At 72.4% G+C, this 26594-nt stretch carries 23 protein-coding genes and 8 pseudogenes; 20 read left to right on the top strand and 11 right to left on the bottom strand.

Annotation, left to right across the window (positions count from 1 at the left end; all coding sequences use genetic code 11):
* The 4 genes from B277_RS14600 to B277_RS14585 form a co-directional block, all read right to left on the bottom strand.
* Nucleotides 1-425 (bottom strand): MBL fold metallo-hydrolase (locus B277_RS14600; protein WP_007929641.1); only part of this gene is annotated, 425 nt, incomplete at its 3' end.
* Between the two features lie 226 nt (nucleotides 426-651).
* Nucleotides 652-1017: a ribosomal maturation YjgA family protein gene (locus B277_RS14595; protein WP_007929640.1), complete on the bottom strand. Its 366-nt coding sequence runs from the start codon at nucleotides 1015-1017 to the stop codon at nucleotides 652-654.
* Between the two features lie 164 nt (nucleotides 1018-1181).
* Nucleotides 1182-1808: a maleylpyruvate isomerase family mycothiol-dependent enzyme gene (locus B277_RS14590; RefSeq protein ID WP_007929638.1), complete on the bottom strand. Its 627-nt coding sequence runs from the start codon at nucleotides 1806-1808 to the stop codon at nucleotides 1182-1184.
* A gap of 67 nt (nucleotides 1809-1875) precedes the next feature.
* Complete coding sequence (locus tag B277_RS14585) at nucleotides 1876-3192, bottom strand: alpha-hydroxy-acid oxidizing protein (protein WP_007929628.1); 1317 nt, start codon at nucleotides 3190-3192, stop codon at nucleotides 1876-1878.
* A 184-nt stretch (nucleotides 3193-3376) separates the two neighbouring features.
* Here B277_RS14585 and B277_RS14580 point away from each other — a divergent pair.
* Nucleotides 3377-5055 (top strand): annotated as a pseudogene (locus B277_RS14580) (sodium:solute symporter family protein).
* 15 nt (nucleotides 5056-5070) lie between these two features.
* Nucleotides 5071-5202, top strand: a complete 132-nt coding sequence (locus B277_RS19295) for a putative transporter small subunit (protein ID WP_007929627.1) — start codon at nucleotides 5071-5073, stop codon at nucleotides 5200-5202.
* Nucleotides 5203-5279: 77 nt separating this feature from the next.
* Here the strand turns inward: B277_RS19295 and B277_RS14570 are convergent, their stop codons facing one another.
* Nucleotides 5280-6233 (bottom strand): hypothetical protein, encoded by a 954-nt coding sequence (locus tag B277_RS14570; RefSeq protein ID WP_128277331.1) that lies wholly within the window; start codon nucleotides 6231-6233, stop codon nucleotides 5280-5282.
* A gap of 82 nt (nucleotides 6234-6315) precedes the next feature.
* On the bottom strand, nucleotides 6316-7551 hold the full coding sequence (locus B277_RS14565) for an MFS transporter (RefSeq protein ID WP_007929625.1): 1236 nt from the start codon (nucleotides 7549-7551) through the stop codon (nucleotides 6316-6318).
* 163 nt (nucleotides 7552-7714) lie between these two features.
* On the opposite strand from B277_RS14565, the gene B277_RS14560 reads away from it, so the two are divergent.
* The 9 genes and pseudogenes from B277_RS14560 (at nucleotide 7715) to B277_RS14530 (ending at nucleotide 17419) form a co-directional block, all read left to right on the top strand.
* Nucleotides 7715-9211, top strand: a complete 1497-nt coding sequence (locus B277_RS14560) for a pyridoxal phosphate-dependent decarboxylase family protein (protein WP_007929622.1) — start codon at nucleotides 7715-7717, stop codon at nucleotides 9209-9211.
* A pseudogene (locus B277_RS14555) lies at nucleotides 9208-10538 on the top strand (lysine N(6)-hydroxylase/L-ornithine N(5)-oxygenase family protein). Before B277_RS14560 ends, B277_RS14555 begins: the two are co-directional and overlap by 4 nt.
* The gene (locus B277_RS14550; protein WP_007929621.1) at nucleotides 10535-12922 is read left to right on the top strand and encodes a GNAT family N-acetyltransferase; all 2388 of its coding nucleotides are present in this window, start codon (nucleotides 10535-10537) and stop codon (nucleotides 12920-12922) included. Before B277_RS14555 ends, B277_RS14550 begins: the two are co-directional and overlap by 4 nt.
* Nucleotides 12919-14364 (top strand): annotated as a pseudogene (locus B277_RS14545) (penicillin acylase family protein); the annotation flags it as partial. The gene B277_RS14550 and the pseudogene B277_RS14545, both read left to right, overlap by 4 nt.
* A gap of 217 nt (nucleotides 14365-14581) precedes the next feature.
* A complete protein-coding gene (locus B277_RS20400) occupies nucleotides 14582-14818 on the top strand; it encodes a penicillin acylase family protein (protein ID WP_156811807.1) in 237 nt (78 codons plus the stop codon).
* Entirely contained in the window at nucleotides 14815-15327 is a 513-nt protein-coding gene (locus B277_RS14540; protein WP_007929610.1) for a GNAT family N-acetyltransferase, read from the top strand. The genes B277_RS20400 and B277_RS14540 overlap by 4 nt, the downstream gene beginning before the upstream one ends.
* Nucleotides 15328-15376: 49 nt before the next feature.
* Nucleotides 15377-15544 (top strand): hypothetical protein, encoded by a 168-nt coding sequence (locus B277_RS18055; protein ID WP_169330623.1) that lies wholly within the window; start codon nucleotides 15377-15379, stop codon nucleotides 15542-15544.
* A 29-nt stretch (nucleotides 15545-15573) separates the two neighbouring features.
* Nucleotides 15574-16881 carry a glycoside hydrolase family 15 protein gene (locus tag B277_RS14535; protein WP_007929604.1) on the top strand — a complete coding sequence of 436 codons (1308 nt, stop codon included), beginning with the start codon at nucleotides 15574-15576 and terminating at the stop codon, nucleotides 16879-16881.
* Between the two features lie 25 nt (nucleotides 16882-16906).
* Complete coding sequence (locus B277_RS14530; RefSeq protein ID WP_007929603.1) at nucleotides 16907-17419, top strand: GyrI-like domain-containing protein; 513 nt, start codon at nucleotides 16907-16909, stop codon at nucleotides 17417-17419.
* Nucleotides 17420-17425: 6 nt separating this feature from the next.
* On the opposite strand, the gene B277_RS14525 is transcribed toward B277_RS14530, so the two are convergent.
* Nucleotides 17426-18271: an SDR family oxidoreductase gene (locus B277_RS14525; protein WP_202865245.1), complete on the bottom strand. Its 846-nt coding sequence runs from the start codon at nucleotides 18269-18271 to the stop codon at nucleotides 17426-17428.
* A gap of 2 nt (nucleotides 18272-18273) precedes the next feature.
* Nucleotides 18274-18589, bottom strand: a pseudogene (locus B277_RS19290) (hypothetical protein).
* Between the two features lie 261 nt (nucleotides 18590-18850).
* On the opposite strand from B277_RS19290, the pseudogene B277_RS20060 reads away from it, so the two are divergent.
* The 4 genes and pseudogenes from B277_RS20060 to B277_RS14515 all read left to right on the top strand — a co-directional run.
* Nucleotides 18851-19405: pseudogene (locus B277_RS20060) on the top strand (thiolase family protein); the annotation flags it as partial.
* 121 nt (nucleotides 19406-19526) lie between these two features.
* Nucleotides 19527-19577 (top strand): annotated as a pseudogene (locus B277_RS20055) (hypothetical protein); the annotation flags it as partial.
* Nucleotides 19578-19697: 120 nt separating this feature from the next.
* Nucleotides 19698-20030 carry a beta-ketoacyl-[acyl-carrier-protein] synthase family protein gene (locus B277_RS20050; protein WP_007929600.1) on the top strand — a complete coding sequence of 111 codons (333 nt, stop codon included), beginning with the start codon at nucleotides 19698-19700 and terminating at the stop codon, nucleotides 20028-20030.
* Complete coding sequence (locus tag B277_RS14515) at nucleotides 20030-20779, top strand: enoyl-CoA hydratase/isomerase family protein (RefSeq protein ID WP_007929599.1); 750 nt, start codon at nucleotides 20030-20032, stop codon at nucleotides 20777-20779. Before B277_RS20050 ends, B277_RS14515 begins: the two co-directional genes overlap by 1 nt.
* A gap of 9 nt (nucleotides 20780-20788) precedes the next feature.
* Here B277_RS14515 and B277_RS14510 read toward each other — a convergent pair whose 3' ends face one another.
* Complete coding sequence (locus B277_RS14510) at nucleotides 20789-21295, bottom strand: DUF4395 domain-containing protein (RefSeq protein WP_007929598.1); 507 nt, start codon at nucleotides 21293-21295, stop codon at nucleotides 20789-20791.
* A 74-nt stretch (nucleotides 21296-21369) separates the two neighbouring features.
* Here B277_RS14510 and B277_RS14505 point away from each other — a divergent pair, with 74 nt between their 5' ends.
* Complete coding sequence (locus B277_RS14505; RefSeq protein WP_007929597.1) at nucleotides 21370-21762, top strand: hypothetical protein; 393 nt, start codon at nucleotides 21370-21372, stop codon at nucleotides 21760-21762.
* Between the two features lie 10 nt (nucleotides 21763-21772).
* A complete protein-coding gene (locus tag B277_RS14500) occupies nucleotides 21773-22240 on the top strand; it encodes an aminoacyl-tRNA deacylase (RefSeq protein WP_040881727.1) in 468 nt (155 codons plus the stop codon).
* Between the two features lie 292 nt (nucleotides 22241-22532).
* On the opposite strand, the pseudogene B277_RS14495 reads toward B277_RS14500, so the two are convergent.
* A pseudogene (locus tag B277_RS14495) lies at nucleotides 22533-23292 on the bottom strand (SDR family NAD(P)-dependent oxidoreductase).
* A gap of 80 nt (nucleotides 23293-23372) precedes the next feature.
* Between B277_RS14495 and B277_RS14490 the strand changes: the two are divergent.
* The 3 genes from B277_RS14490 to B277_RS14480 all read left to right on the top strand — a co-directional run bounded on the left by B277_RS14490 (nucleotide 23373) and on the right by B277_RS14480 (nucleotide 26222).
* The gene (locus B277_RS14490; protein ID WP_128277336.1) at nucleotides 23373-24332 is read left to right on the top strand and encodes a methylenetetrahydrofolate reductase; all 960 of its coding nucleotides are present in this window, start codon (nucleotides 23373-23375) and stop codon (nucleotides 24330-24332) included.
* A gap of 88 nt (nucleotides 24333-24420) precedes the next feature.
* Complete coding sequence (locus tag B277_RS14485; RefSeq protein WP_007929592.1) at nucleotides 24421-25584, top strand: LLM class flavin-dependent oxidoreductase; 1164 nt, start codon at nucleotides 24421-24423, stop codon at nucleotides 25582-25584.
* On the top strand, nucleotides 25581-26222 hold the full coding sequence (locus B277_RS14480) for an FMN reductase (RefSeq protein ID WP_007929590.1): 642 nt from the start codon (nucleotides 25581-25583) through the stop codon (nucleotides 26220-26222). The genes B277_RS14485 and B277_RS14480 overlap by 4 nt, the downstream gene beginning before the upstream one ends.
* 28 nt (nucleotides 26223-26250) lie before the next feature.
* On the opposite strand, the pseudogene B277_RS18050 reads toward B277_RS14480, so the two are convergent.
* A pseudogene (locus B277_RS18050) lies at nucleotides 26251-26594 on the bottom strand (hypothetical protein); the annotation flags it as partial.

The following is a 26594-nucleotide window of genomic DNA, read 5'->3' as shown; positions in this document are numbered from 1 at the left end:
CGCCGGAGGCGGACGACCCGGATGCGCTCGGGCGCGCAGCCTCCGCCGACGCCCACGTTGGCCACCGTCGCCACCGACGAGGAGCGCACCCGTGCGGCTCGGCGGACGACGGCGGAGTCGAGGGCGTGGTCGTAGTGGCTGTGGACGGGGATGACGGCGTCGAGCCCGTCGAGACCGGCGTCGCCGAGGGCTCGGTCGAGGGCGGCATCGATGCGCTCGGCGGACGGCGCGACCCGCCCCAGCCCGACCCGGAGCAGGCCCGGCCGGGAGAAGAAACCATCGGTCATCACCGCCGACTCGCCGTCCTGGACGAGCAAGGTCGAGACGCCCAGGAAGGTCACCGCCAGCGGACCATCCCCGGCGACCGGGACATCCAGGCGCGAGGCGTGGCGGGAGACGTCCGGACGGCCGGGCTTGAGACGCACCCGGTCAGGCTATACTCGCCCCGCAGCCGGCCCTGCAGGCCGTCATCGACCGGCTCTCCCCGGCGAGCCCGTCGCCTTCGTGCTGCACGACAGCGTCGACTTCTCGACGATCGCCGCGATCCTCGAGACCACGCCCACCGCTGCCCCCGAGCTCGCCTCCCGGGCCAGTGCGAAGGTACGGGGGACGGGGGGCGGGAGGACTCAGTCGACCAGCCAGAGCCTCGCCTCAGCGCCGCTGGCGCTCCACCAGCACCAACGCCCCGGCACCGACCAGTGCGCCCACCGCGTACCAGAGGAGGTCGTCCGGGGCGAAGGTCGTCCCGAGCACCAGTCGCAGCTGCGGCACCCGCGCCGGCAGACCCGTGAGCTGGGCCAGCTCGACGACCACGCACAGCCCGAGCGCCACGACGGCCACGACGAGCGGGCGCGGCGCCTCACGCCCCGGCCACACCACGCGGAGGGAGAGGACCGCCGCCGTCGCGTAGAGCACGCTGCCGGCGGCGTCGGTCCACACGAGATCGCGGAAGCCCTGGAGGGTCAGCCCGGTCGCCACGACCATGCACAGGACGACGAAGGTGGGGAGGCGGCGCACCGCGCCACCTCACCACCCCCGACTGGCACCCCGCTGAGAGGGCTGACGTGCGCCTCGCCCTGCACCACGGACTACTCACGGGTAGTGTCTGGCGGCCGGTGCACCAATGGCGATGCGCCACCGGTGCGCGCTACGTCGGGGAGGAACCCGCATTTCGGGGTTGCTCACCCCCCGACCAGGCCGACTCCCGGGCCGTCGAGGTCGGGGCGCACGACGTCGCGCCCCGAGATCGCGAGCAGCAGCGCGAGGGCCGGTCCGCGGACCTCGGGCCCGTCGCCGAGGGTGAGGTCCAGGTCGGTCGCCCGCAGCGTGACCCGCTCGGCGACCTCGCGTGCTCCACCGACGGAGGCGGGCGTGCGCGCCTGGTAGCGCAGCGCACCCTCGATCGCCTCGGCGGAGTAGTCGTGCCAGATGCCGAGCGGCCGGCGGATGTCCTCACCGTGGACCACCTCCTCGACGAGCCGGCTCTCGAGCGGGGCGAGCCGGGTGGGCGGCCCCGTCCGCCGACCGGCCACCTGGCGCAGGCTGCTCAGGGTCTCGCGCGGTGTCGCCCCGCGGTGCCGGTCGACGCCCTGCTGGGTCATCCGCTCGAAGTCACCCCGGGCCCGAACCATCCCCCGCACGAGGCCGAAGGGGGTGGCGAGGGCATTGGCGACGAGGTGCGCCGCGACGTCGTGGACGCTCCACCCGTCGCAGAGCGACGCGGTGCGCCACTGCTCGTCGGTGAGGCCCTCGAGGTCGGCCGCCAGTGCGGCCCGCTCGGCGTGGACGAGCTCCCAGACATCTGTCATGGGCCCACCTTGGCACGGCGGTACGACACCCCGCACGACGAAGCGAGCCCCGCCCGACGTGTCGAGATCACACCTCGACGAGCAGCTCCCGGGTGATGTCGCCGATCGAGGCTGCGCCGACCAGCCCCATCGTCAGGTCGAGCTCGGCGAGCACGTTGTCGACCACCGCGCTCACGCCGGTCGCGCCGTCGAGCGCCAGCCCGTAGACGTGCGGTCGCCCGAGCAGGCAGGCATCGGCGCCCAGCGCGAGCGCCACGAAGAGGTCCGCCCCCGACCGCACCCCGCTGTCCATGAGCACCGTCGGCTCCGGCCCGACCGCCTCGCGCACCCGCGCGAGCGCGTCGAGGGCCGCGATCGACCGATCGACCTGTCGCCCGCCGTGGTTGGAGACGACGACGGCGTCGACACCGGAGTCGAAGGCCTGCCGTGCATCGTCCTCGTGGAGGATCCCCTTGAGCACGACCGGCAGGCTCGTGCGCTCCCGCAGGGTCGCGATGTGCTCCCACGACAACGCGGGGTTGGAGTAGATGTCGAGGAAGGTCTCGACCGCCGCCCGCGGCTCCGGCGAGCGCAGGTTGTCGCGGACCCCGCCGGGGTGCTCGCGGCTCATCGAGAGCAGGGTGCCGACTCCTCCCTTCGCCGCACGGGCCGCCCGCAGCGGCTTGCGCGGGTCGATCCCGAGCGACTGCGCGGCACGCGCCGTGTCGGCGAGCTGCTCCCGGACCAGCTGCATGAAGCGGGGGTCGGAGGTGTACTGGGCGATGCCCTGGCCCCGGGCGAAGGGGAGGGAGCCCAGGTCGAGGTCCTGCGTGCGCCACCCGAGCATCGTCGTGTCGAGCGTGACGACGAGCGCCTGAGCGCCGACGGCCTCGGCCCGAGCGATCATCGAGTTGACGAGCGCCTCGTCGGTCGACCAGTAGAGCTGGTACCAGAACGGGGTCCCGGCCATCGCCTGCGCCGTCTCCTCCATCGGCGAGCAACCCTGGCAGGAGAAGACGTAGGGCACGCCGCTGGCGTGCGCCCCCTGCGCGATGAGCAGGTCGGCGTCGTCGGTGACGAGGCCGGCCGCCCCGACCGGGGCGAGCAGCAGCGGCGCGGTGAGCTCGGTCCCCAGGAGGGTCGTCGACAGGTCGCGGGTCGTCGTCGCGTGGAGCATGCGCGGGACGACCTGCCACCGGTCGAAGGCGGCCCGGTTGGCGCGCATCGTCGCGCCGCCGCCGGCACCCCCGGCGATGTAGGCCCAGGCCTTGCGGCTCATGGCCGCTCGCGCCCGGCGCTCGAGCTCCGCGACGTCCGTCGGGACCGTGGGCGCGATGCCGAGCGCACCGGGGCGGTAGATCGCGTCCTGGCGGGCGCGGCCGGGGCTGGGCTGGGGAGTCGTCATGACCGCAGGTTAGGGCCCCAAGCGGTGAGATCGGCCACAGCGACGGCCGTGGCCCGACCTCGACCTTTCGTTGACCTCATGGGCTTCTGGGGCAGTTTGGGCGCGGTTGGCTCCATTAGCCTTCGTTGCCCGTCGGGTTACTTTCCGCTCAGCCACACCCACAACACCACACCGGAAGGAAGGCATGCCGACGCCACCCCTGGGGATCGCCACCATCGTGCTGCTGCTCGTCCTCTTCTACGGCCTGACCATGGTCATGTCGATGCGGATCAGTCGCGGCGAGGAAAACGCCGACGAGTACATGACGGCCGGGCACAACATCGGCTTCGGGATCTCCGCAGCCTCGATGACCGCGACGTGGATCTGGGCCTCGTCGATGTACGCCTCGGTGACCTCCGGCTACACGTACGGCATCTCCGGTCCCATCCACTACGGGCTGTGGGGCGCCTGATGATCCTCTTCATCTACCCCTTCGGCCGTCGGATCCGGGCCGTCGCCCCGCAGGCGCACACCCTCGCCGAGGTCATGCGCGCCCGCCACGGACGATCCAGCCAGCTGATGCTCGCGATCTCCAACGTGCTCGGCAGCGTCATCTCGCTCATGTCCAACTCCATCGCCGGTGGCGCGCTCATCGCGATGCTCTCGCCGATGAGCTTCATCCAGGGCGTGCTGATGATCGCGGCCGGCGTGCTGATGTACACGATCTGGTCGGGCTTCCGCGCATCGGTGCTCACCGACTTCACCCAGGTCGTCGCCATGCTCCTCGCCGTCGTCGTCCTGGTCCCGGCCTTCTTCTTCGTGCTCGGCGGGCCCGACCTGCTGCGCGAGGGCGCCGGCAACCTCACCGCCCACCAGTCGAGCTTCTTCTCCTCCGAGGCCTTCCTCGGCCAGGGCGCGCCGTACATCGCGGCCGTCCTCGCCTACGCCATCGGCAACCAGACGATCGCCCAGCGGCTCTTCGCGGTGCGCGAGGACCTCATCAAGCCGACCTTCGTCACCGCGACCGTCGGCTACGGCGCGACGATCATCGGCGTCGGCATGATGGGTGTGCTCGCCCTCTACGCCGGCATCGACCCGGCCGGCGGCGACCCCAACAACCTGCTGCCGCAGATGGCGGCGACCCACCTCGCGACCCCGCTCATCGTCATCTTCTTCGTCATGATCATCGGCTCGCTGTCGTCGACGGCCGACTCCGACCTGGCGGCCCTGTCGTCCATCGTCATGACCGACATCTACGGCGACCGCGCCCGTCGCGCCGGCACGATCAACCCCGCGACGATGCTGCTCATCGGGCGCCTGACGATGGTCGTCGCCACGGTCGCGGCGGTCCTCTTCGCCGCGCTCGAGCTCAACATCCTCGACCTGCTCGTCTTCGTCGGTGCGATGTGGGGCTGCCTCGTCTTCCCCGTCATCGCCTCCTTCTACTGGTCGAGGGTCACCAACGCCGCCTTCACCGTCTCCGTGCTCGTCGCCTTCGCGGTCTTCCTGCCGGTGCGCTTCGGCTGGCTGCCGCAGTCCGGGGCGCTCGACCTCGTCGTCGACGTCGTCGGCATCATCGGCGCCGGCATCGTCATCGGGCTCATGGCCTTCGGCTTCTTCGGCGCCCGCGTCGGCATCTCGCTCGGTGCCGTCTTCGCGGTGGGGGTTGCCCCCTTCGCCATCGGGGTGATCTCGCAGTACCCGGCGCTGTCCGGCTCGCTGGCCGCCTACGCGATCTCGACGATCGTCTGCGTCGTCATGTCGTTCGCGTCGCGACAGCGGCCCTTCGACTTCTCGCTCATCGCCCGTCGCACCGGTGACTTCACCGACGACGAGTCGCTGACCGGCGACGACGACCTCGACCTCGAGCCCGCCCGCTCCTGACCCGGAAGGATCCCCATGTCGATCACCGCACTCACCGCCTACGTCCTCGTCTGGCCGGTCATCGTGGCCGTCATCCTGACGATCATCTGCGTCGCCTTCTACAAGGAGTGGCGCGCCGCCAAGGACGAGGGGCGCAAGATCATCTGACCTCGGCCACGGCATGACGAAGGGCGGGTCCGCACCGTAGTGCGGGCCCGCCCTTCGTCATGCCGGGTGGAGCCGGGTCAGGGGGCGACGGGGCGCCCCTGCAGGTGGCGCCACGTGTAGGCGACGGCGATCGTCATGACCGGGCCCAGCACGATGCCACCGAGGTAGCAGGTGCAGACGGTCGCGATGATCGCGACGACGCCGAGGAGGCAGAGGAGCAGGTTTTCGGCGAGGTTGTCCTTGACGAAGGTGAAGCTCGCCGAGATGGCGTCGGTCGCGCTCTTGCCGTCGAGGACCGCCGCGTTGGTGTAGTAGAGGAAGAAGGTCACGACGATCGCACCGACGCAGAAGACGATGAGGCCGGCCAGCGTGGCGACCGCGACGAGGATGCCCGCCAGGAGGGCCTGACCCCAGGGGATGCGGTTGAAGAGCTGACCGATCTCGACCCGACCGGTGTCGACGACGTCGAGCGCGCCGCGCATGATCGCCAGGCCGACGATCCAGCCGAAGAGGCTGGACAGCAGGCTGCCGACGAGCTCGAGCAGCGAGGAGCCGAGGCTGGCCTCGGGCGTCGGGGTGTCGGGGTCCCACGAGGGCGCCGAGAAGATCTCGAGACCGCCGCCCATGAGGTTGAAGAGGAACTGCACGCCAACGGTGACGACGAGCAGCAGCAGCCCCAGCACGAGGAAGACGCCCACGTGCTGGCCGAACGTGCGGAAGCCGTAGACGATCGCCTCGATCGGGCTGTACGGGGCGGCGAAGCCCCCACCGGGCGGCACCGGCGGCATCCCACCACCACCGGGCGGCATGGGCGGCATCCCGCCACCGGGGCCACCGGCGGGCGGCTGGGACCCGTAGGGCGGCTGGCTGCCGTAGGCCGGCTGCGACCCGTACGGCGGCTGGGAGCCCTGCGGCGCACCCGTGCCCGGAGCGGGCGGGGTGCCGTACGGCGGCTGGCCGCCGGTGGGCGTGCCCTGCCCCTCGGGTGGCGGCTGGTTCGACGGGTACGGCGAGGAGGGCGGATAGCTCATGGGGGTCATGCAATCGACATCTGCCGCCGACAGCAAGCGACTCGCACGGGGAGCACTCCCCCGCGCGTGCGGGCGCCGGGCGTCAGGAGACCCCGTGCCGACGCTGGTGCCGCAGGCCGAGCGCGGTGCCGACGAGGACGAGGGCGATCGACGCGACGAGCACCCCGAGGTAGCCGATCCACACGGCGGCGGTGAGGGCGAGGGCCGCCGCGACGAAGGACATCGCCAACGCGAAGGAGGTGAGCGTCGTGAAGTCGGTGCCGGCCGAGTCGGGGCGGGCGAAGTCCATGTTGATCGTGTAGACGACGACATTGGCCACCGCGTAGGCGGCCATGAAGGCGCACAGTGCGATCGTCGTCCACACGGTCGACGCCTCGCCGAGGGCGAGCGGCACCAGGCCGAGGGTGGCGACGGCGAGGAGCACGCCACCGAGGACGAGGACGCGACGACGACCCCAGCGGCTGACGAGCGCACCCGCGCCGAGCGCCGAGAGGACGGCCGGTGCCGAGGCGATCGCGCCGGAGACGACCCCGATCTTGGTCAGCGACCAGCCGGCGTCGACGAGAGCCGGCGAGACGATCGCGTAGCCCACGGCGGCCCCGATGTAGTAGAGCGGGACGACGACGAGCACCCAGCTGCGGCAGCCCTGCTGGGCGAAGACCGAGAGGAGCTCGCGCAGCCCGGCCCGGCGCACCTGCACCTCGCGGGTCGGCTCGCGGAAGCCGATGACGACGCCGAGGGCCGCGGCGGTGAGCAGAGCCAGGAGCAGGATCGCGGGCACCCAGCCCCACCGGTCGTAGACGACGACGGCCAGGCCGCCGCCGACGACGCTGCCGAGGTAGTTGCCGCCGACCTGGATCCCGTTGCCGATCCCCCGACCGGAGTCGGTGAGGAGGCGGACGGCGAGCGCGTCGGCGGCGATGTCCTGCGTGGCGGAGAAGAGGACGAAGAGCGCGCAGATCGCGAAGACCGGGCCGAGATGGTCGGCGGGGGTGGCGAAGGGGGTGAGCGCCAGCAGCGTGATGACCAGGCCGAGCTGCAGCGGGATGAGCCAGGAGCGGTAGTGGCCGACCCGCCGGCTGCCGAAGCGGTCGACGAGCGGCGCCCAGAGGAACTTCAGCGGCCAGATGAGCCCGATCGTCTGGAGCATGCCGAGCGTCGCGAGGGAGGTCCCGCCGTCCCGGAGGATCGCCACGAGCCCGATCGTGAGGAAGCCCACACCGAGGTACTGGGTGAAGTACAGGGCGGTGATGAGCCGGAACCGCTCTGCGCCAAGGGTTTTGGCGTCTTCAGTGGCCGTCGGGGCAGTGGTCGTCACGGGGTTCTTCCTCGCGCTCGTGGGCAGGTGCCCGGGTAGGGGTCATCGCGCATCGGCGGTGATGCGCAGCGTCGCGATCTCGACGAGCGAGGTCGGCGCACGGCAGTTATGTTAGGCCAGCACTACCTAAGTTAGGTATCCCTTACTTCTAGGAGCATGCTCGGTGAACCCCCACCTCCTGACGCACGAGACCGCCGACGACTACGTCCGCGGCATGGCGCGCGTGACGCAGCTCGTCGCGCGGCACCTAGCCGCGGACGCCCCGTCGACCGGGGCGACCGTCGCCGACCTCACCCCCGCCGTGGAGGGTGTCGACCTCGACCGGCCCGCCTCCGACCTCGACGCGGCGCTGGCCGAGGTGACCGACATCTACCTGCGCGACGCCATCTGGTTTCACCACCCCTCCTACGTCGCCCACCTCAACTGCCCCGTGGCCCTACCGGCCGTCCTCGCCGAGGGCATCATCTCGGCGGTCAACACCTCCGTCGACACGTGGGACCAAAGCGCCGGCGGCACGCTCGTCGAGCAGCGCCTGATCCGCTGGACCGCCGGCCGCATCGGCTTCGGCGAGGGCGCCGACGGCGTCTTCACCAGCGGCGGCACGCAGTCCAACCTCCAGGGCCTGCTCCTCGCACGCGGCGAGGCGGTCCGCCGGGTCGGGCCCGACGCCACGCTGCGGATCCTCGCGACCGAGCACAGCCACTTCAGCGTCATCAAGGCCGCCCGCATCATGGGGCTGCACCCGAGCGCCGTCATCGCGGTGCCGACCGACGCGACCGGCGGCATGTCCGTCGCCGCCCTGGCGAGCGAGCTCGACGGCATCCGCGAGCGTGGGGAGACGGCCATGGCCGTCGTCGCGACCGCGGGCACCACCGACCTCGGCGTCATCGACCCGGTCGCCGCCATCGCCGACCTCGCCGCCGCCCACGACGCGTGGCTGCACGTCGACGCCGCCTACGGGGGCGGGCTGCTCGTCTCCCTTCGTCGCCGGCACCTGCTCGCCGGCATCGAGCGGGCCGACTCGGTGACCGTCGACTTCCACAAGACCTTCTTCCAGCCGGTGAGCTCCAGCGCGATCGTCGTGCGCGACGGGGCCACCCTCGCCCACGTCACCCACCACGCCGACTACCTCAACCCGCGGACCGCGGTGACCCCCAACCAGGTCGACAAGTCGCTGCAGACGACGCGCCGCTTCGACGCGCTCAAGCTCTGGCTGACGCTGCGGGTCACCGGCGCCGACGCCGTCGGCGAGATGTTCGACGAGGTCATCGACCGCGCCCACGAGGTGTGGGAGGTGCTGCGGGAGGACGACCGCTTCGAGGTCGCCGTCGAGCCCGTGCTCAGCACGGTCCTCATGCGCTACCGGCCGAAGGGGGTGGGCGTCACCGAGGCCGACTCGCTCAACCCCCGTATCCGGCACGCCCTCCTCGACGACGGGTCGGTCATGGTCGCCGGCACGACGATCGAGGGGCGGTCGTGGCTGAAGTTCACCCTGCTCAACCCGCAGACCCCCTTGGCGCACCTGCTCGGGATCCTCGAGACGATCGCCGCCACCGGAGAGGCGCTGCTCGCCGCCCTTCGAGACGGCGCTGGCGCGCCTCCTCAGGAACCGGTCCACCTCGACGAGCTGAGCCTCGCGGAGCTGGAGGTGGCGCGATGAAGGTGCACGACTTCGTCGGCATCGGCCTGGGGCCCTTCAACCTCGGCCTGGCCGCCCTGACCCACGACCTGCCCGACCTCGACGGCGTCTTCCTCGAGGCGCGGGACGAGTTCAGCTGGCACCCCGGATGATGCTCGAGGGCGCGACCATCCAGGTGCCCTTCATGGCCGACCTCGTGACGATGGCCGACCCGACGAGCCGCTTCAGCTTCCTCAGCCACCTCAAGCAGATCGGGCGGCTCTACCCGTACTACATCCGCGAGAGCTTCTACCCGCTGCGCGCCGAGTACGACCAGTACTGCCGCTGGGTCGCCGACCAGCTCGACACCATCCGCTGGGGCCACGAGGTGACCTCCGTCGAGCGCGAGGCCGACGGCACCTACGTCGTCACCGCTCGCCTCGGCGACGGGACGGTCACCTCCCTTCGCGCTTATCATGTGGTGCTCGGCATCGGCACCGAGCCGACGCTCCCGCCCGTCGCGGAGGGCCTCGGCGGACCCGTGACCCACTCCGCGCACTACCTCGAGCACCGAGCGGCCCTGCAGGACCAGGGGTCGGTGACCGTCATCGGCAGTGGGCAGTCCGCCGCCGAGATCTACCTCGACCTGCTCGAGGGCATCACCGAGCACGGCTACCACCTGACGTGGATCACCCGCTCGCCGCGCTTCTTCCCCATGGAGTACACGAAGCTCACGCTCGAGATGACCTCGCCGGAGTACGCCCGCTACTTCCGCGAGCTGCCGATGGAGCGGCGCGACGTGCTGCTGCGCGCGCAGCGCAACCTCTACAAGGGGATCAGCGGCGACCTCGTCGACCAGGTCTACGACACCCTCTACCGGATCCGCGTCGAGACCGGCGCACCCGTCCCGACGACCCTGCTCACCAACAGCGAGGTGCGCGAGGCGAGCTGGGACGCCATCTCCGGGCGGTACACGCTCGGCGTGCACCACGAGGAGCAGGACGCCGCCGTGCGGGTGACGAGCGAGGGCCTCGTCCTCGCCACCGGCTACCGCCCCCGGACCCCCGCCTTCCTCGAGCCCGTCGCCGGACGCATCCGGCGCGATGCCCGCGACCGCTACGACACCGGGGCCGACTACAGCGTCGACCTCGACGGCAGGATCTTCGTGCAAAACGCGGAGGAGCACACCCACTCCGTCCTGGCCCCCGACCTCGGCATGGGCGCCTACCGCAACTCGGTGATCATCAACGCCATGACCGGCCGCGAGGTCTACCCCGTCGAGGAGCGGATCGCCTTCCAGCACTTCGGGGTCGGTGAGATCGACTCCCCCGTGGTGGAGCCCGTGCGCGCCGAGGCGGTGGCGCGATGACCCCCTTCGCCCTGCTCACGCCCGTCGGCCGCGTGACAATCGAGCCGGTCGTCCCCGCCGAGCACGCCGACCTGCTGCACGACTGGGTGACCCACCCCAAGTCGGCCTTCTGGGGCATGCAGGGGTACACCCCGGAGCAGACCCGGGCGGCCTTCGACGAGATCGACGCCGACCAGCACCACGACGCCTGGCTGGGTCGGGTCGACGGCATCCCGACCTTCCTGACCGAGACGTACGACCCGGCGCACTCCGTGCTCGCCGCGCACTACCGGGTCACCCCCGGTCAGCTCGGCATGCACGTGCTCGTCGCGCCGACCGACACGCCGGTGAGCGGCCTGACCTCGCAGGTCTTCCGCGCGGTCATGCACTTCTGCTTCCGCGACCCCGCGACGACCGAGGTCGTCGTCGAGCCGGACGCCCGCAACCACGCGATCCACGCCAAGAACGCCGCCGCCGGCTTCGTCGTCGACCGCCGCATCTCGTTGCCGGACAAGCAGGCCCTGCTGAGCTTCTGCACCGTCGCCGACTTCGCGGCCAGCGAGCTGGAGCGGGGCACGCAGGAGCTGCCGAGCCCCGACGTCGCCCACCTCGAGCCGGGCGTCATGGCCCGCGCCCACCGGCACGTCGCGGCCAAGGCCATCGGCGAGTTCACCCACGAGCGGCTCCTCGAGCCCGAGCCCACGGCGGACGGGCGGTGGACGATCAGCGCCGGGGCGGCCCGCTACACCTTCTCGGCCACCCGGCACGCTCTCGAGCACTGGCGGGTCGACCCGGCGAGCATCGAGCGGACCGTCGACGGGAGCCCGACCGAGGTCGACGCCCTGGTGGTCGTCTCCGACCTGCACGAGGACCTCGGCATCCCCGACCACCTCCGCTCGACCTACCTCGAGGAGCTGAGCGGGACCCTCGCGAGCCTGGCCTTCAAGTGGCACCACGGGCGCCGCACGAGCCGCGACCTCGTCGACGCCGACTTCCAGACCATCGAGTCGGCGATGACCGAAGGGCATCCCGCCTTCGTCGCCAACAACGGTCGCATCGGCTTCTCCGCCACCGACCACGAGGCCTACTCGCCGGAGGCCGGCGCCGACGTGCGCATGCAGTGGATCGCGGTGCGGCGCACCGTCGCCCACCTCTCCCTGGCCGACGGCATGACGGAGGAGGACCTCTACGCGGGCGAGCTCGACCCGGCGGACCGGGAGCGATTCTCCCTTCGTCTCGAGGCGAAGGGGGTCGACCCCGCCGACTACCTGCTCATGCCGGTCCACCCGTGGCAGTGGGACCACAAGCTCGCGGTGACCTTCGCCGCCGACATCGCCCGCCGCGACGTCGTGCACCTCGGCACCACCCACGACCGCTACCGGGCGCAGCAGTCGATCCGCACCTTCTTCAACACGAGCCGGCCCGAGCGGCACTACGTCAAGACGGCACTGGCGATCCAGAACATGGGCTTCCTGCGCGGCCTCTCGCCGACGTACATGGCGGCCACGCCGGCGATCAACGACTGGGTCGCCGGCGTCGTCGCCGCCGACCAGGAGCTCGCCGACTGCGGCTTCAAGGTGCTGCGCGAGGTCGCGGCCGTCGGCTACACCGGCGACGCCTACCACCAGCTCGGCTCGCCCAGTGCGCACACCAAGATGGTCGCCGCCCTGTGGCGCGAGTCGCCGGTGCCCAAGCTCGCTGCGGGAGAGCGCCTCCAGTCGCTCACCGGGCTGCTCCACCGCGACGCCGAGGGCACGGCGCTCATCACCGAGCTCATCGCCGCCAGCCCGATCGGTGCGACCGAGTGGGTGCGACGGATGCTGCGGGCCTACCTGCGGCCGGTCGTCCACTGCCTCGGCGTGCACGACCTCGCCTTCATGCCGCACGGCGAAAACCTCATCCTCGTCCTCGAGGACCACGTGCCCACCGGCGTCTACATGAAGGACATCGGCGAGGAGGTCGTCGTCATGTCCGACCGCGAGCTGCCGCCCGAGGTCGAGCGCATCCGGCACGTCCTCGACCCGCAGGTGCAGTCGCTGTCGGTGCTCACCGACGTGCTCGACGGGGTGCTGCGCTTCGTCGCGGAGATCCTCGCCGACGACGGGGTGCTCACCGGCAAGGACTTCTGGGGCCTCGTCGCCGAGTGCATCACCGAGCACGCGGCCGACCACCCGCGAGCGGCCCGGCTCGACCTGCTGCGGCCGACCTTCGAGCACTCCTGCCTCAACCGGCTGCAGCTGCGCAACACGCTGCAGATGGTCGACCTCAGCGATCCCGAGGGATCGCTCATCCGGGTCGGGGACCTCGACAACCCCCTCCACGCCGCGACCCTTCGAGACGGTCGCTTCGCGACCTCCTCAGGGAACGTCGGCGGCGGCAGCGTGAGCAGGGACGTGGCCGGGTGACCCGACGCTGGCGGGTGGAGCGGGATGCCCACGGCATCCCGCTCTGCTGGGGGGAGACGCTCGAGGACCTCGCCTTCGCCCAGGGTCGGTCGGCCGCTGTCGACCGGGCCTGGCAGATCGAGGTGGAGCGGCGGCGGTCCGAGGCGACCTCCGCCGCCCTCCTCGGGACCTCGGACTGGGACGACTTCGCGACCCGGGCCGACCTGCCCGGCATCGCCCGTGCAGCCGTCGCCGACCTCGACGACGACACCCGCAGCTGGCTGCACGCCTACGTCGCGGGGGTCAACGACGGCCTCGACGAAGGGGGCTCTCGCGCACCGGAGTTCGCTGCCACCGGCACCCAGCCGCAGCTCTGGGAGCCGTGGTCGCCCGCCGGGGTCTTCCTCGTGCAGCACGTGCTCATGGGCAACTTCGGCCACCTGCTGTGGCGGCGGCACGTGCGCGCCCAGCTGGGCGACGACGCCCTCGACCTGCTCAGCCACGAGGGGGTGCCGCTCGGCGGCAGCAACGCGTGGGCGCTCACCGGGTCACGCACCGCCACCGGCGCGCCGATGATCGCCGCCGACCCGCACCGAGTGCTCGAGGCGCCGGGGATCTACCAGCAGGTGCGGCTGACGACGCCGCAGCTCGACGTGCTCGGACTCGCCTTCGCCGGCGTGCCGGGCGTACCCCACTTCGGCCACACCGGATCGGTCGCGTGGGCGGTCACGCACGCCATGGCCGACTACCAGCAGATCGCCCCTGACGCGGATCCGGTGGTCCCCCACCCGATCTCGCCCGCCGGCCTCGACGGCGACATCGGACTCGCGGCGATGCGTCGGCTGCTCCTGGCCCGCACCGTCGACGACGTCGACGCCGCCCTCGACGGCTGGGTCGAGCCGGTCAACGCCGTCGTCATCGCCGGTGCCGACGGTCGGGTGCGCGAGCGCGTCGCCGGCCGCCTCGTGAAACCCGCAGTGGATGCGCATCTCCCTAGGGAAATGCGCACTCAGGTCGGCCACATGGGCACGGTGGCGGCGCCCCCGGCGCGGCGGGACCTCACCGTCGGCGAGGTCGTCGTGCACGCGAACGACCGCCGGCCCTCCGTCACCGACCTCGGCGAGGAGTTCGCCGCACCGCACCGGGCGCAGCGGATCACCGAGCTACTCGGCGAGCGCACCACGTGGGACACCGCCGGCCTCGCGGCGGTCCAGGTCGACACGCGGCTCGGCTCCTGGCCGACCTACGCTGCCCTGCTCGACGGGGTCGCGGCCACCGGACCCGCCGAGGAGCTGCGCCTGCGGCTGCTCGCCTGGGACGAGCACATGGACGCGTGCAGCCACGACGCGGCCCTCTTCGCGAGCTGGCGCACCGAGCTCGTGCTCGCCGTCGCCGCCCACCCCCGGCTCGCGCCGATCCACGAACCCGCAGGTCTCGCAGCGCTCTTCGCCCCCTGGGTCGACCCCGTGGCCCGGGTCGGCGCCGGGATCGAGCGGATCGTGCACGTCGGGCGCGACTGGGGCCTGCCCCTCGACGACCTCGCCGTCCAGGCACTCGTCCGGGTCGCCCAGGCCCCCGCCGACGACCGGACGTGGGGGGAGCGGCACGTCGCCCCCTTCGTCCGGGCCGAGCACACCGCGGCCCCCCGCCTCGGGACCGCTCGGTGGCGACGGCGACTGCGTGCTCGCCACCGCCGCCGCCCCCGGTCTGAGCGACCTGTGCTGGCGGGGCCCGGCCGCCCGGCTCGTCTGGTCCCTCGGCGGACCGAGCGGCTGGGCCGTGCCGCTCGGCGCCGCCGGCCCGGCCACCTCACCCCACGCCCACGACCAGCACGGGCTGTGGCGCGACGGTGACCTCGCCGACGTCGCCACCCCACGACCCCAGCCGCAGTCGACCGACGAGCAGGAGACCCGATGACCGACCTGACCTTCCGACCCCTGCAGCCCGAGCAGGACGCCCCGCTGATCCACGGGTGGGTGACCCACCCGCGCGGGCGCTTCTGGGGCATGGGCGACAAAAGCATCGAGGAGATCCGCGACGTCTACGCCTTCGTCGACTCGCTCGAGGCGCACTGGGCGTGGATCGGGAAGGTCGAGGGACGGCCGGTGGCGCTGCTGCAGACCTACGAGCCCGAGCACGACCCGATCGCCGAGGCCTACGACGTGCAGCCCGGTGACCTCGGCGCGCACGTCTTCGTCGCGCCGGGGGAGGACCCCCTCGCGGTGGGCGCCGGGATCTTCGCGTGGGCCTTCGCCGACCCGGCCGTGCAGCGGCTGGTCGGCGAGCCCGACGCTGCCAACCGGGCGATCCTCGAGCGGCTGCGGCAGACCGGATTCGAGCTCGGCGAGCAGGTCCGCATCGGGGACAAGGACGCCCGGATGGTCTACCTGACGCGGGAGCGCTTCGCGTCGCTGCTGCAGGTCTGACCACGCCCGACCGTGGACAGGCGTCGCGAGCCGCCGCCACACTGACCGCATGGGGACACGTACGCCCGCGCTCGTCGCGGTGATCATCACCATGGCCTTCGGCCTCGGCTTCGCCTTCTTCGACACGGTGCCGCGCTGGTACCCGGTGGGCGGCGGCATCCTCGTCGCCGCCGCCTGGGTCGCGGTCGGCATGGCGGGCAACCGACGGCGCACCTGAGCCGCGCGACCGCTCGGTAGCGTGAGGGGATGACCGAGCCCTCAGGCCACCCGACCCGGCGCAGCTTCGTCGCCGGGTCGATGGGTGCGGCCGCCCTGACGGCCACGGCCACCGGAGGCATCGGCCTCTACCGCACCCGCCACGAGGTGCCCGCGTCGTACGGGCTCACCGTCGCGATGCAGACCTCGCAGGGTCCGTGGCGGCAAACCCGCCGGCTCGTCGAGACACCCGACCTCGAGCGTCTGCTCCCCGACTCACGGGTCCTCGTCGGCCCCGAGCAGGGGCCGCTGCTGGAGGCCGAGGAGGAGTGGCTCGCCGGCCTGAGCCTGCCCGGGCACGTGGCCGGCACCCCGCGCGACCTCGCCCGCCAAGCCGCCCTCGACCTGTGGGTGCTCTCCGCGGGACTGCCCCTCGCCGTCGCCGGGTGGTCCCCGATGTGGCGTCACGCGTGGCCCCGCGACACGGCGCACGTGGCCGTCGCCCTCCACCGCCTCGGCGACGCGAAGGGGGCCACCCGCCAGCTCGCGACCCTCGCCTCCCGCGTCGGCCGGGCAGGGCGGATGCAGGCCCGCTACGCGCTCGACGGCGGCACCCCGGACGACCGGCCCCCGCAGGACGACGGCTTCGGCTGGGCGCTGTGGGCAGCCGGCTCGACGGCCGACTCGTGGCGGGGCACCTCCCACGCGTCGGCGATCGAGGGCTTCGTGCGGCACTGCGCCACCACGGCACTCGGCCGGCTCGCCTCGGACGGGCTGCCGCTCCCTTCGCCCGACTACTGGGAGCTCGACGAGGGGCAGCTGACCCTCGGGACCGCCGCCCCGGTCCTCGCCGGCCTCGAGCACGCCGCGACCCTCCTGCCGGACCGGCTCGGCGAACGCTGCGCCGCAGCGGCGCTGCACCTCGACCACCAGGTGCACGCGACCTTCGGCATGCGGGGCTGGCCCCGTCGGATCAGCGGCGGCGCGAGCGACACCGCGATCGCCTGGCTGCTGCCGCCCTACCGCACGGCGCCACCACGCGAGGCGGACATCCGGGCCGCGCTCGACGACGCCGCCCGCCAGATGGCCCGGCCCAACGGCGGCTACGCCCCCGGCGGCGACTGGCGCGACGACGGCGTCGCCTGGACCCCCGAGACGGCCGTGCTCGCCGGCGCCTGGGCCACGAGTCCCACGACCCGCGAGCGCGCGGTCGAGACCCTGCGCTGGCTCGCCGAGCACCGCACGTCGGCCGGGTCGCTGCCCGAAAAAGTCCTCGACGACGGCTCCCCCGCCGGCCCGTCGCCGCTCGCGTGGACCGCCGCGGTCACGCTCACCGCCGCGGCCGACGTGGCAGGCTGACAGCACACCGACGCAGGAGGCACCCGTGACCGACACCCCCACCTACCTCCGACCGCCCCACGAGGGCGTCAGCTATCTCGTCACCCAGCAGATCCCGACCGTGGTCCGCCTCGCCCAGGACGTGGCTCCCGACGGGATGCCCGCGATCTTCGACGAGACCTTCACGGCGCTCGTGCCCGCGCTCGCCGAGGCAGGCGTGCAGATCGCCGGGCCCGCGATCTCCCTGCACCACCGCATGCCGGGGGCGACGATGACCTTCGAGGCCGGCTTCCCCGTCGCCGCGCCGCTCGACGGCCAGCTCGAGGCGGGTGGCATCACCTTCCTGCCCTCGAGCATGCCGGCGACGCAGGTCGCGACGGTCTCCCACCTGGGCGGGTACGACGGTCTGGGGGACGCGTGGGGCCGATTGATGCAACAGGTGGCGGCCGACGGGCACCAGCCGGCGCTGCCCTTCTGGGAGGTCTACGTCACCGAGCCCTCCCCCGACCTGGACCCCGCGACGCTCCGCACCGACCTGGTGCTGCCCTACGAGAGCTGAGCGGCCTCAGCGACCCGCGGCGAGCACCTCGCGCAGCGGCGTCGCCGGGTGCCCGGTGAGCGCCTCGACGTCGCCGGTGACCTCGGCGTGCTCGCCGGCGGCGACCGCCGTGTAGGTCGAGATCCAGCCGGCGACCTCCCAATCAGGAGCGTCGTAGACCGCCCGTGAGGCTCGGGCCTCGTCGAGCGTCTCGTCGACGTAGGTCACCTCGCGGCCGCTCGCCTCGCCGACGATCGTCGCGATCTCGGTGAAGGACAAGGCTGCTGGCCCCGTCAGCGTGTAGGTGCGGCCGGCGTGGGCGGCCGGGTCGAGCAGCACGGCAGCAGCGGCGTCCGCGATGTCGTCCTGGGCCACGACGGCCACCCGGCCGCTGCCGCCGGGTCCGCGGATGACGCCGTCGTCACCCACGAGCCCCGGCATGAAGTCGGCGTAGAAGGAGTCGCGCAGGAAGGTCCAGGTCAGGCCCGTCCCACGGATCGCCGCCTCCGTCACCGCGTGGTCGCGGGCGAAGGTGAAGGTCGACGCCGCGCTCGCCCCCTGGAAGGAGAGGTAGACGAGGTGCCGCACCCCGGCGGCCGCGGCCGCCTCGACGAAGGTCAGGTGCTGCTGCACTCGGTCGGCCGCCTCCGACGCGGAGACCATGAAGGCCGTCTCGACCCCCGTGAGGGCCTCGCGGACGGCCTCACCGTCGGCGAAGGGGGCCACGACCGCTGTCGCACCCGGCAGATCCGGTGCCCGGTCGGGGTCGCGGACGAGGAGGCGAAGGGGGACCCCCTTCGTCGCGAGGCGGTCGGCCACGCGGCCACCGATGCGACCGGTCGCCCCGGTGAGGGCGATGGGAGCCGTGGCCACGGTCAGCGCCGGTCGGACAGGGCGTAGGACGCGGCAGCCGAGGCAGCGGCGACGCCGAGGACGGCCGGCCAGGCGCCGACCTTCTTGGCCAGCGGGTGCGAGGCGCCGAAGCCCCCCGAGGTAGATCGCCGACAGCGCCGCGGTCGTCGCCGGGTCGGTCTTGGCGAGCCAGCTGCGACCGGCGAGCAGACCGGCCGCGCCGAGGACGACTCCCCCGAGCGGACGGATGCCGCTCTCGCGGGCCGTGAGGTATCCGCCGATCAGCCCGAGGGCGGCGACGGGTGCGGTCTGGACGCTCTCTGCGCTGCGAAGTGCCATGCGGACAGGCTACGACCGCCCTTCGAGACGGTCGCGGGGCGACCTCCTCAGGGACCGGTGAGACGGTCGCGGGGCGACCGCCCACGCGGGACGTGGGACCCACTCAGGGACCGGTGAGACGGTCGCGGGGCGACCGCCCACGCGGGACGTGAGACCCACTCAGGGACCGGTGAGACGGTCGCGGGACGACCTCCTCAGGGACCGGGAGGGGCGTGGTGGGATGCTGACCTCCGAACGCACCCACCGACCACGGAGCAGCTGATGAGCACCGAGAAGATCGTCGTCGTCGACGGCGCCCGTACCCCGACCGGAAGCTTCGGCGGGATGTTCAAGGACGTGCCGGGCTTCGAGCTCGGCGCCGAGGCCAGCCGGGTGGCGCTGCAGCGCGCCGGTGTCGCGGGCGAGGACATCTCCGAGGTCGTCATGGGCTGCATCGGCCAGGTCGGCCCCGACGCCTACAACGCGCGTCGCGTCGCCGTCACGGCCGGCCTGCCGACCAACGTCCCCGCCTACACGGTCAACCGCCTGTGCGGCTCGGGCCTGCAGGCGATCTGGTCCGCCGCGATGGAGATGCGGTGGAACGACCTCGACTTCACCCTCGCCGGCGGCGACGAGTCGATGACCCGGATGCCCTTCTACGACTTCGGTGCCCGCAGCGGCTACAAGCTCGGCAACCGCCAGTTGCAGGACGGCACCGTCCTCATGCTCACCGACCCCTTCCACGGCATCCACATGGGCGTCACGGCGGAAAACGTCGCGAAGAAGTACGGCGTCTCCCGCGAGGAGCAGGACGAGTTCGCCCTCGAGTCGCAGCGCCGCGCGGCGACCCCCGAGGCGCAGGCAGCCTTCGCCGAGGAGATCCACCCCCTTCGAGGTCGGGGGCCGCAAGCCCTTCACCGCCGACAAGGACGAGCACCCCAAGCCCGACACCACTCTCGAGACCCTGGCCGGCCTCCGCCCGGCCTTCGCCAAGGACGGCTCGGTCACCGCCGGCAATGCCTCGGGCATCAACGACGGCGCTGCCTCGGTCGTCCTCGGCCGGGAGTCCGCCGTCGCCGAGCGCGGCCTCACCGGGCTCGTCAGCCTCGAGGCGGTCACCACCGCGGCGATGGAGCCGGAGCTCATGGGCTACGCACCGACCCACGCGCTGCGGGCGCTCTTCGACAAGACGGGGACCTCCCCTTCGGACATCGGGTCGATCGAGCTCAACGAGGCCTTCGCCTCGCAGGCCGTCGCCGTCATCCGCGACACCGAGCTCGACCCCGCGCGCGTCAACCCCTACGGCGGCGCGATCGCCCTGGGCCACCCGGTCGGCGCGACCGGCGCGATCCTCACCCTGCGCCTGGCCAAGGACATGGTCCGGCGCGACCTCGAGCTCGGCATCGTCACCATGTGCATCGGTGGCGGCCAGGCCCTCGCCGCGATGTTCCGGCGGATCTGATGGCCTCCGTCGAGTACACCGTCGTCGACGGCGTCGCCCACATCGAGCTCAACCGCCCGGAGGCGGCCAACACGCTCGACATGGCGCTGGGTGTCGCCCTGCGCGAGGCCGCCGAGCGGGCTGCCGAGGACGAAGGGGTGCGCGCCGTCGTCCTCAGCGGTGCCGGCAAGCGCTTCTGCGGGGGCGGCGACATCGCCTCCTTCGCCGACTCGCAGGACACCGCGGGTGACCTCTACGAGCTCGCCGTCGCCGGGGACGCCGCGGTCGCCGCGCTCGAGGCGCTCGACAAGCCGGTGGCGGTCGCCGTGCACGGTGCCGTCGCCGGCGCCGGGCTGGGCATCATGCTCGCCGGCGACGTCGTCATCGCGGCCGAGGACACGAAGTTCGTCGTCGCCTACCCCAAGATCGGGCTCAACCCCGACTGCGGCACGTCGACCCTGCTGCCGCTGGCGATGGGTCGGCAGCGGGCGCTCGCCTTCGCGCTGCGTGATCAGCCGCTGTCGGCCGACGAGGCCCGCGAGCAAGGCCTGGTCGCCGAGGTCGCCGCCGACCCGCTGGCCCGGGCCCGTGAGCTCGCGGCCACCTGGGCCGCCGGACCGGCCGGCGCCTACGGCCAGACCCGACGACTGCTGCGGGCAGGCTCCCTTCGCTCTCGTGAGGAGAGCGGTCGGGACGAGGCGGAGACGATCCGCGCCCGGGCATCGCTGCCCGAGACGCAGGCGCTCTTCGACGCCTTCCTCGGGCGCTGAGCCGGCGGCTCAGGCCGTCGTCACCGGCTCCTCGACGGCCGGGCGGCGACGGGTGATGTCGGCGCAGGCCTCGCAGGTCTCCTCGGGGATGATGCCCAGCCGCATGAGGTGACCGAAGGCCCAGCAACCGGCGCAGAAGCCGAGCGCTGCCTCGAGGGTCGCGAAGACGACGAGCACGCCGAGGACGATCCCCGCGGCGGTGTGCAGGCCGAGACCGAGGGCGAGGACCGCCGCGGTCGTCGAGAAGGCCAGACCGATGCCCTGGGCGAAGCGCTTGGGCGGCCCCGGCGTCAGCACCGGCTGCCCGAGCCGAGGAGCGACGACTCGCATCGCCAACCAGCCGAGAGGGCTGAGCCGGGGCCCGGCGAGCACCCGGCCGAGGAAGCCCAGCCCGAGCGGCACGAGCAGCCACCACCATCCGGTCACGAGCGTCAGCACGCTGATCGCGACGACACCGGTGGCGACCGTGCGCGCCGCCTTGTCGTTGACCGGGTTGGGGAAGTCAAAGAAGGCCATGCCCACAATCATAAGTCTGCGTTTGGACAGACATAACGTCGTGTGATGTGTGCGCGCTGGCAGGATGAGGCGTCATGCGTTCCGTGACCCACCTGGTGACCGTCGTCGAGCTCGACGACGGAACCAACGGCCCCCGGTCGATGTCCGTGTCCGCACTCCACCTGGCCGTCCTCGACGACGGCACCCGACGGATCCTGCTCGACGATCGGGGCTGGAGTGAGTGGGGCCCGGACGGCCTGTGGGAGCGCATGACCATCGAGGAGATCGCCGACACGGCCGTCACCGTGGTCGGCCCGGACGAGCCCCACGGCGACCTCACGCACGAGGACATGGAGCAGGATCACTGGGACTTCCTGGCGGAGCGGCTGCGGGCGCAGGGCGTGGCGGCCGATGCCGCCGAGATGCGCCGACTCCCCCACGAGGTCGAGCTGGGCCAGCGCCTGAGTGCGCGACTCGGACGGTCGTAGGCTGCCGGTCATGGACGGTGGCACCCGCGCAGCACAGGCCCTGGACGACAGCGGTATCGAGCACACGATCACCCGGCACGGCATGGTCCGCTCCCTCGAGGAGGCGGCCGCAGCCCGCGGGGTCGAGCCACACGACATCATCAAGACCCTCGTCGTGCGAAGGGGGGAGGGCGACCACCTCTTCGTCCTCGTCCCGGGCGACCGGCAGATCTCCTGGCCGAAGCTGCGCGCGCTGCTGTCGGTCAACCGGATCTCCTTGCCCGACAAGGAGATCGCCCGCGAGGTGACCGGCTACGAGCGGGGGACGATCACCCCCTTCGGCTCGCTGCAGGCACTGCCCGTCGTCGCCGACGAGACCGTCGCCGGCCGCACCGTCTCCATCGGCGCCGGCGCCCACGGCGTCGCCGCCACCCTCGACGCCGACGCCATGCTCGCTCACCTCGACGCCCAGGTCGCGGACGTCACCGACCCCGCCTGACCGGCCCTTCGAGACGGCCGCGGGCGACCTCCTCAGGGAACGGTGAGGGGCGGCGCAGGGTGGGGGTCGGCCCGACTCATGGAAAAAGTCCCGACCCTGCTACGCCCGGTGAGGCGTGTGCGACAGGAGTCGGGACTTTTCCTCAGGACCACCCCCAGCCCTGTGCTCGCGGCCCTTCGAGACGGGCGCGGGGCGCCCTCCTCAGGGAACGGGCAGACGGGCGCGGGGCGCCCTCCTCACGGAACGGGCAGACGGGCCGCGGGGCGCCCTCCTAGGAGACCGAAGCGCGAACTCAGCGAGGAGCCATGCGCAGCGAGCCGTCCATGCGGATGACCTCGCCGTTGAGGTAGTCGTGGTCGATGATCGACAGCGCGAGCTGGGCGTACTCGTCGGGGCGGGCGAGACGCTGCGGGAAGGGGACTCCCTTCGCCAGGCCCTCGCGGAACTCCTCGGAGACGGTCGCGAGCATGGGGGGTCTCGACGATGCCGGGAGCGATGGTCATGACGCGGATGCCGTACTGGGCGAGGTCGCGGGCAGCGGGCAGGGTGAGGCCGACGATGCCGCCCTTGCTCGAGGAGTAGGCGGCCTGGCCGACCTGGCCGTCGTAGGCCGCGATCGAGGCGGTGTTGATGATGATGCCGCGGGCGCCGTGCTCGAGGGCCTCGGTCTGGGAGATCTTCTCGGCGGCGAGCGTCAGCACGTTGAAGGAGCCGACGAGGTTGACCTGGACGACCTTGGCGTAGAAGGCCAGGTCGTGCGGGCCCTTCTTGCCGAGGATGCGCATCGACGGGCCGATGCCGGCGCAGTTGACGACGGTGCGCAGCGGCACGCCGGCGCCGGCGGCGGTGTCGACCGCGGCCTGGACCTGCTCGGGGTCGGTGACGTCGACGGCGACGTACTCGACGCCGTCGACCTGCGGGGCGCCCTCGATCGAGGCCGGCAGGTCGAAGGCGAAGACGCGCGCACCGCCCGCGGCGAGCGCAGCTGCGGTCGCTGCGCCGAGGCCCGAGGCTCCTCCGGTGACGATGGCGGCGGTGTCGGTGATCTGCACGGTGCTCTCCTCGAAGGGGGACGGTGTCCGGGTATCGGGCCGAGCCTAACCAGTGGCCGATCCCCGGTTACGGTGCCCGCATGAGCGAGCTCCCTGCGGAGGAATCCAAGCCCCCCTCCCCCGGCGACTTCCCTGCCGCGGTGCGCAACCCGCGCGAGGTCCTGCTCTTCGGCATCACCCCGCCCCGCGCCGAGACCGCCCCCGAGCGGATCAGCGAGATCGCCGCTCGGACCCTCGCCCGCGCCGAGGCCCTGCCCGTCGACGCCCTCGTCCTCTACGACATCACCGACGAGGCCGACCGCAACGCCGCCCCCCGACCCTTCCCCTTCGCCTCGATGCTCGACCCGGGCGACTACCTCAGCGAGCAGCTCGCCGGCTGGGACCGGCCGGCGATCGTCTACCGCGCCGTCGGCAAGTACCGCGAGGACGAGCTCGCGGACTGGCTGGCCGCGGCGCCGGACAACGTCCTGACTGTCTTCGTCGGCAGCTCGAGCAGCGATGCCGAGGTGAACACGACCCTGCCCCGCGCGCTGGAGCTGCACCGCGAGGTGCGGCCGAGCCTGCCGCTGGGTGGCGTGACGATCCCCGAGCGCCACTCCGGCCGCGGGGACGAGCACGAGCGACTGCTGCGCAAGCAGCACGCGGGCGCCGGCTTCTTCATCAGCCAGATCGTCTACGACATCGGCGCGGCCAAGAACCTCGCCTCCGACTACCGCTATGCCGTCGTCGAGGACGAGCTCGACCCGGCGCCCCTGATCTTCACCCTCTCGCTGTGCGGGTCGGATAAGACGCTGAGCTTCCTCGAGTGGCTCGGCGTGCGGGTGCCCAGCTGGGTGCGCAACGAGATCGTCCACGCCGACGACCCGCTGAAGTGGTCGCGCCAGCACGCGCTCAACGCCGCCCGCGAGCTCACCGACTTCTGCCGCTACCTCGGCATCCCCTTCGGCTTCAACATCGAGTCCGTCTCCAGCCGGCGGGTCGAGATCGAGGCCGCAGAGGAGCTGACCCACGAGGTCGCGGCCCTGCTCGACCGGGTGTAGCCGGCCCACGACGACCACCCGGGAATGGATCCCGGCCCCACGCCGTTAGGATAATTGACGATTCAATAATCCAGCAGGAAGCGCGGCAATGCAGTTCGGACTCTTCTCCGTCGGCGACGTGACGATGGACCCCACGACCGGTCGCACGCCGAGCGAGGGCGAGCGGATCCACGCGATGACGCAGATCGCCCTGAAGGCCGAGGAGGTCGGACTCGACGTCTTCGCCACGGGTGAGCACCACAACCCGCCCTTCGTCCCCTCCGCGCCGACGACCCACCTCGCCTACATCGCCGCCAAGACCGAGCGCCTCAAGCTCTCGACCGCGACGACCCTCATCACGACGACCGACCCGGTGCGCATCGCCGAGGACTACGCCTTCCTCCAGCACCTGTCGGGCGGACGCGTCGACCTGATGATGGGCCGCGGCAACACCGGCCCGGTCTACCCGTGGTTCGGCAAGGACATCCGCCAGGGCATCCCGCTGGCGATCGAGAACTACCACCTGCTCCGTCGCCTGTGGCGCGAGCAGAACGTCACGTGGAAGGGCCAGTTCCGCACGCCCCTGCAGGGCTTCACCGCCACTCCTGCGCCACTGGACGGCGTCGCCCCCTTCGTCTGGCACGGCTCGATCCGGTCCACCGAGATCGCCGAGCAGGCCGCCTTCTACGGCGACGGGTTCTTCCACAACAACATCTTCTGGAACATCGAGCACACCGCCCAGATGGTCGGCCTCTACCGCCAGCGCTTCGAGCACTACGGCCACGGCGACGCCAACCAGGCGATCGTCGGGCTCGGCGGGCAGGCCTTCATGGCCGACACCGAGGCCGAGGCCAAGCGGGTCTTCCGCCCCTACTTCGACAACGCGCCGGTCTACGGCCACGGGCCGTCGATGGAGGACTTCACCCGGCAGACGCCGCTCACCGTCGGCACGCCCGAGATGGTCATCGAGCGCACCCTCTCCTTCGCCGACCACGTCGGTGACTACCAGCGCCAGCTCTTCCTCATGGACCACGCCGGCCTGCCGCTCCAGATGGCCCTCGAGCAGGTCGAGATCCTCGGCCGCGAGGTCGTGCCGGTGCTGCGAAGGGAGTTCGAGGCACGCCGCCCCGAGGGCGTGCCGAGCGAGCCGCCGACCCACGCCTCGCTGGTGGCCGAGGGCCCCGACAGCCCGCACCGTAAGGTCGTCACCAGCCCGGTCGCCATCGCCGAGCAGGAGGCTGCGGCGCAGCGCGAGGAGGTCACCACCCGATGAGCCGGTCCGTCGTCGTCATCACCGCTGGGCTCTCGTCGCCCTCGAGCACCCGGCTGCTCGCCGACCAGCTCGCCGACGCCACGCGCGCTGCCGTGGGCGGGCGCGGCGAGTCGGTCGACGTCGAGTTCGTCGAGCTGCGCGAGCTGGCCGTCGAGATGGCCCAGACGATGGTCTCGGGCAACCGGCCGACGCCCGGCCTGGAGAGCGTCCAGGCCAAGGTCGTCGCCGCCGACGGCCTGATCGCCGTCACGCCCGTCTTCACCGCGAGCTACTCGGGCCTCTTCAAGACCTTCGTCGACCTGCTCGACAAGGACGTGCTCATCGGCAAGCCGGTGCTCATCGCGGCCACCGCCGGCACGCCCCGGCACAGCCTCGTGCTCGAGCACGCGATGCGCCCGCTCTTCGCCTACCTGCGCGCGGTCGTCGTGCCGACCGCGGTCTTCGCCGCGACCGAGGACTTCGGTGGCGACGCCGACCTCGAGCGCCGCGTGCACCGCGCGGCGGGCGAGCTCGCCGCCCTGGTCGTCGCCGAGCGCACCGGTGTCGCCGGCTTCGCGCCCACGGGTGACGAGGCGAGCGGCCCGTTGGGTCCGGTGACCGACTTCATCCAGCTGCTGCGCGGGCACGACGGGAGCTGACCCCCCTTCGCCCGGCTGGCGGCGGCGCTCAGCCTCGCAGCCGCCGCCGAAGGGAGCCCGGCAGGCCGGCGACGGCCGCCACCCCGAGCGCCGTCTTGGGCTCGTAGCCGACCCGCCACAGCCCGCCGTGTGCCGCCGCCTCGCTGAAGAGCTCCTCCGGGTGGGCGCGCTGCGGGCTCTCGCGGACGAGATCGCGCACAAGCAGGGCCGCCATGAGCGGACGCACCGTCTCGGGGGCAAAGACCTCTACCCCGAAGCGGTGCGCGCCGCCGTAGGCCGCGCCGAGCACGGGGTTCTTCGTCACCGAGCGCGTCCACGTCCGCGGCGCGACGTTGAAGGAGMMCGTCTGACCGGCGCCCTCCGCGGCGACCG

The sequence above is a fragment of the Janibacter hoylei PVAS-1 genome, assembly GCF_000297495.1.
Lineage (GTDB): Bacteria > Actinomycetota > Actinomycetes > Actinomycetales > Dermatophilaceae > Janibacter > Janibacter hoylei.
This window is presented reverse-complemented; position numbering and strand designations above follow the sequence as displayed.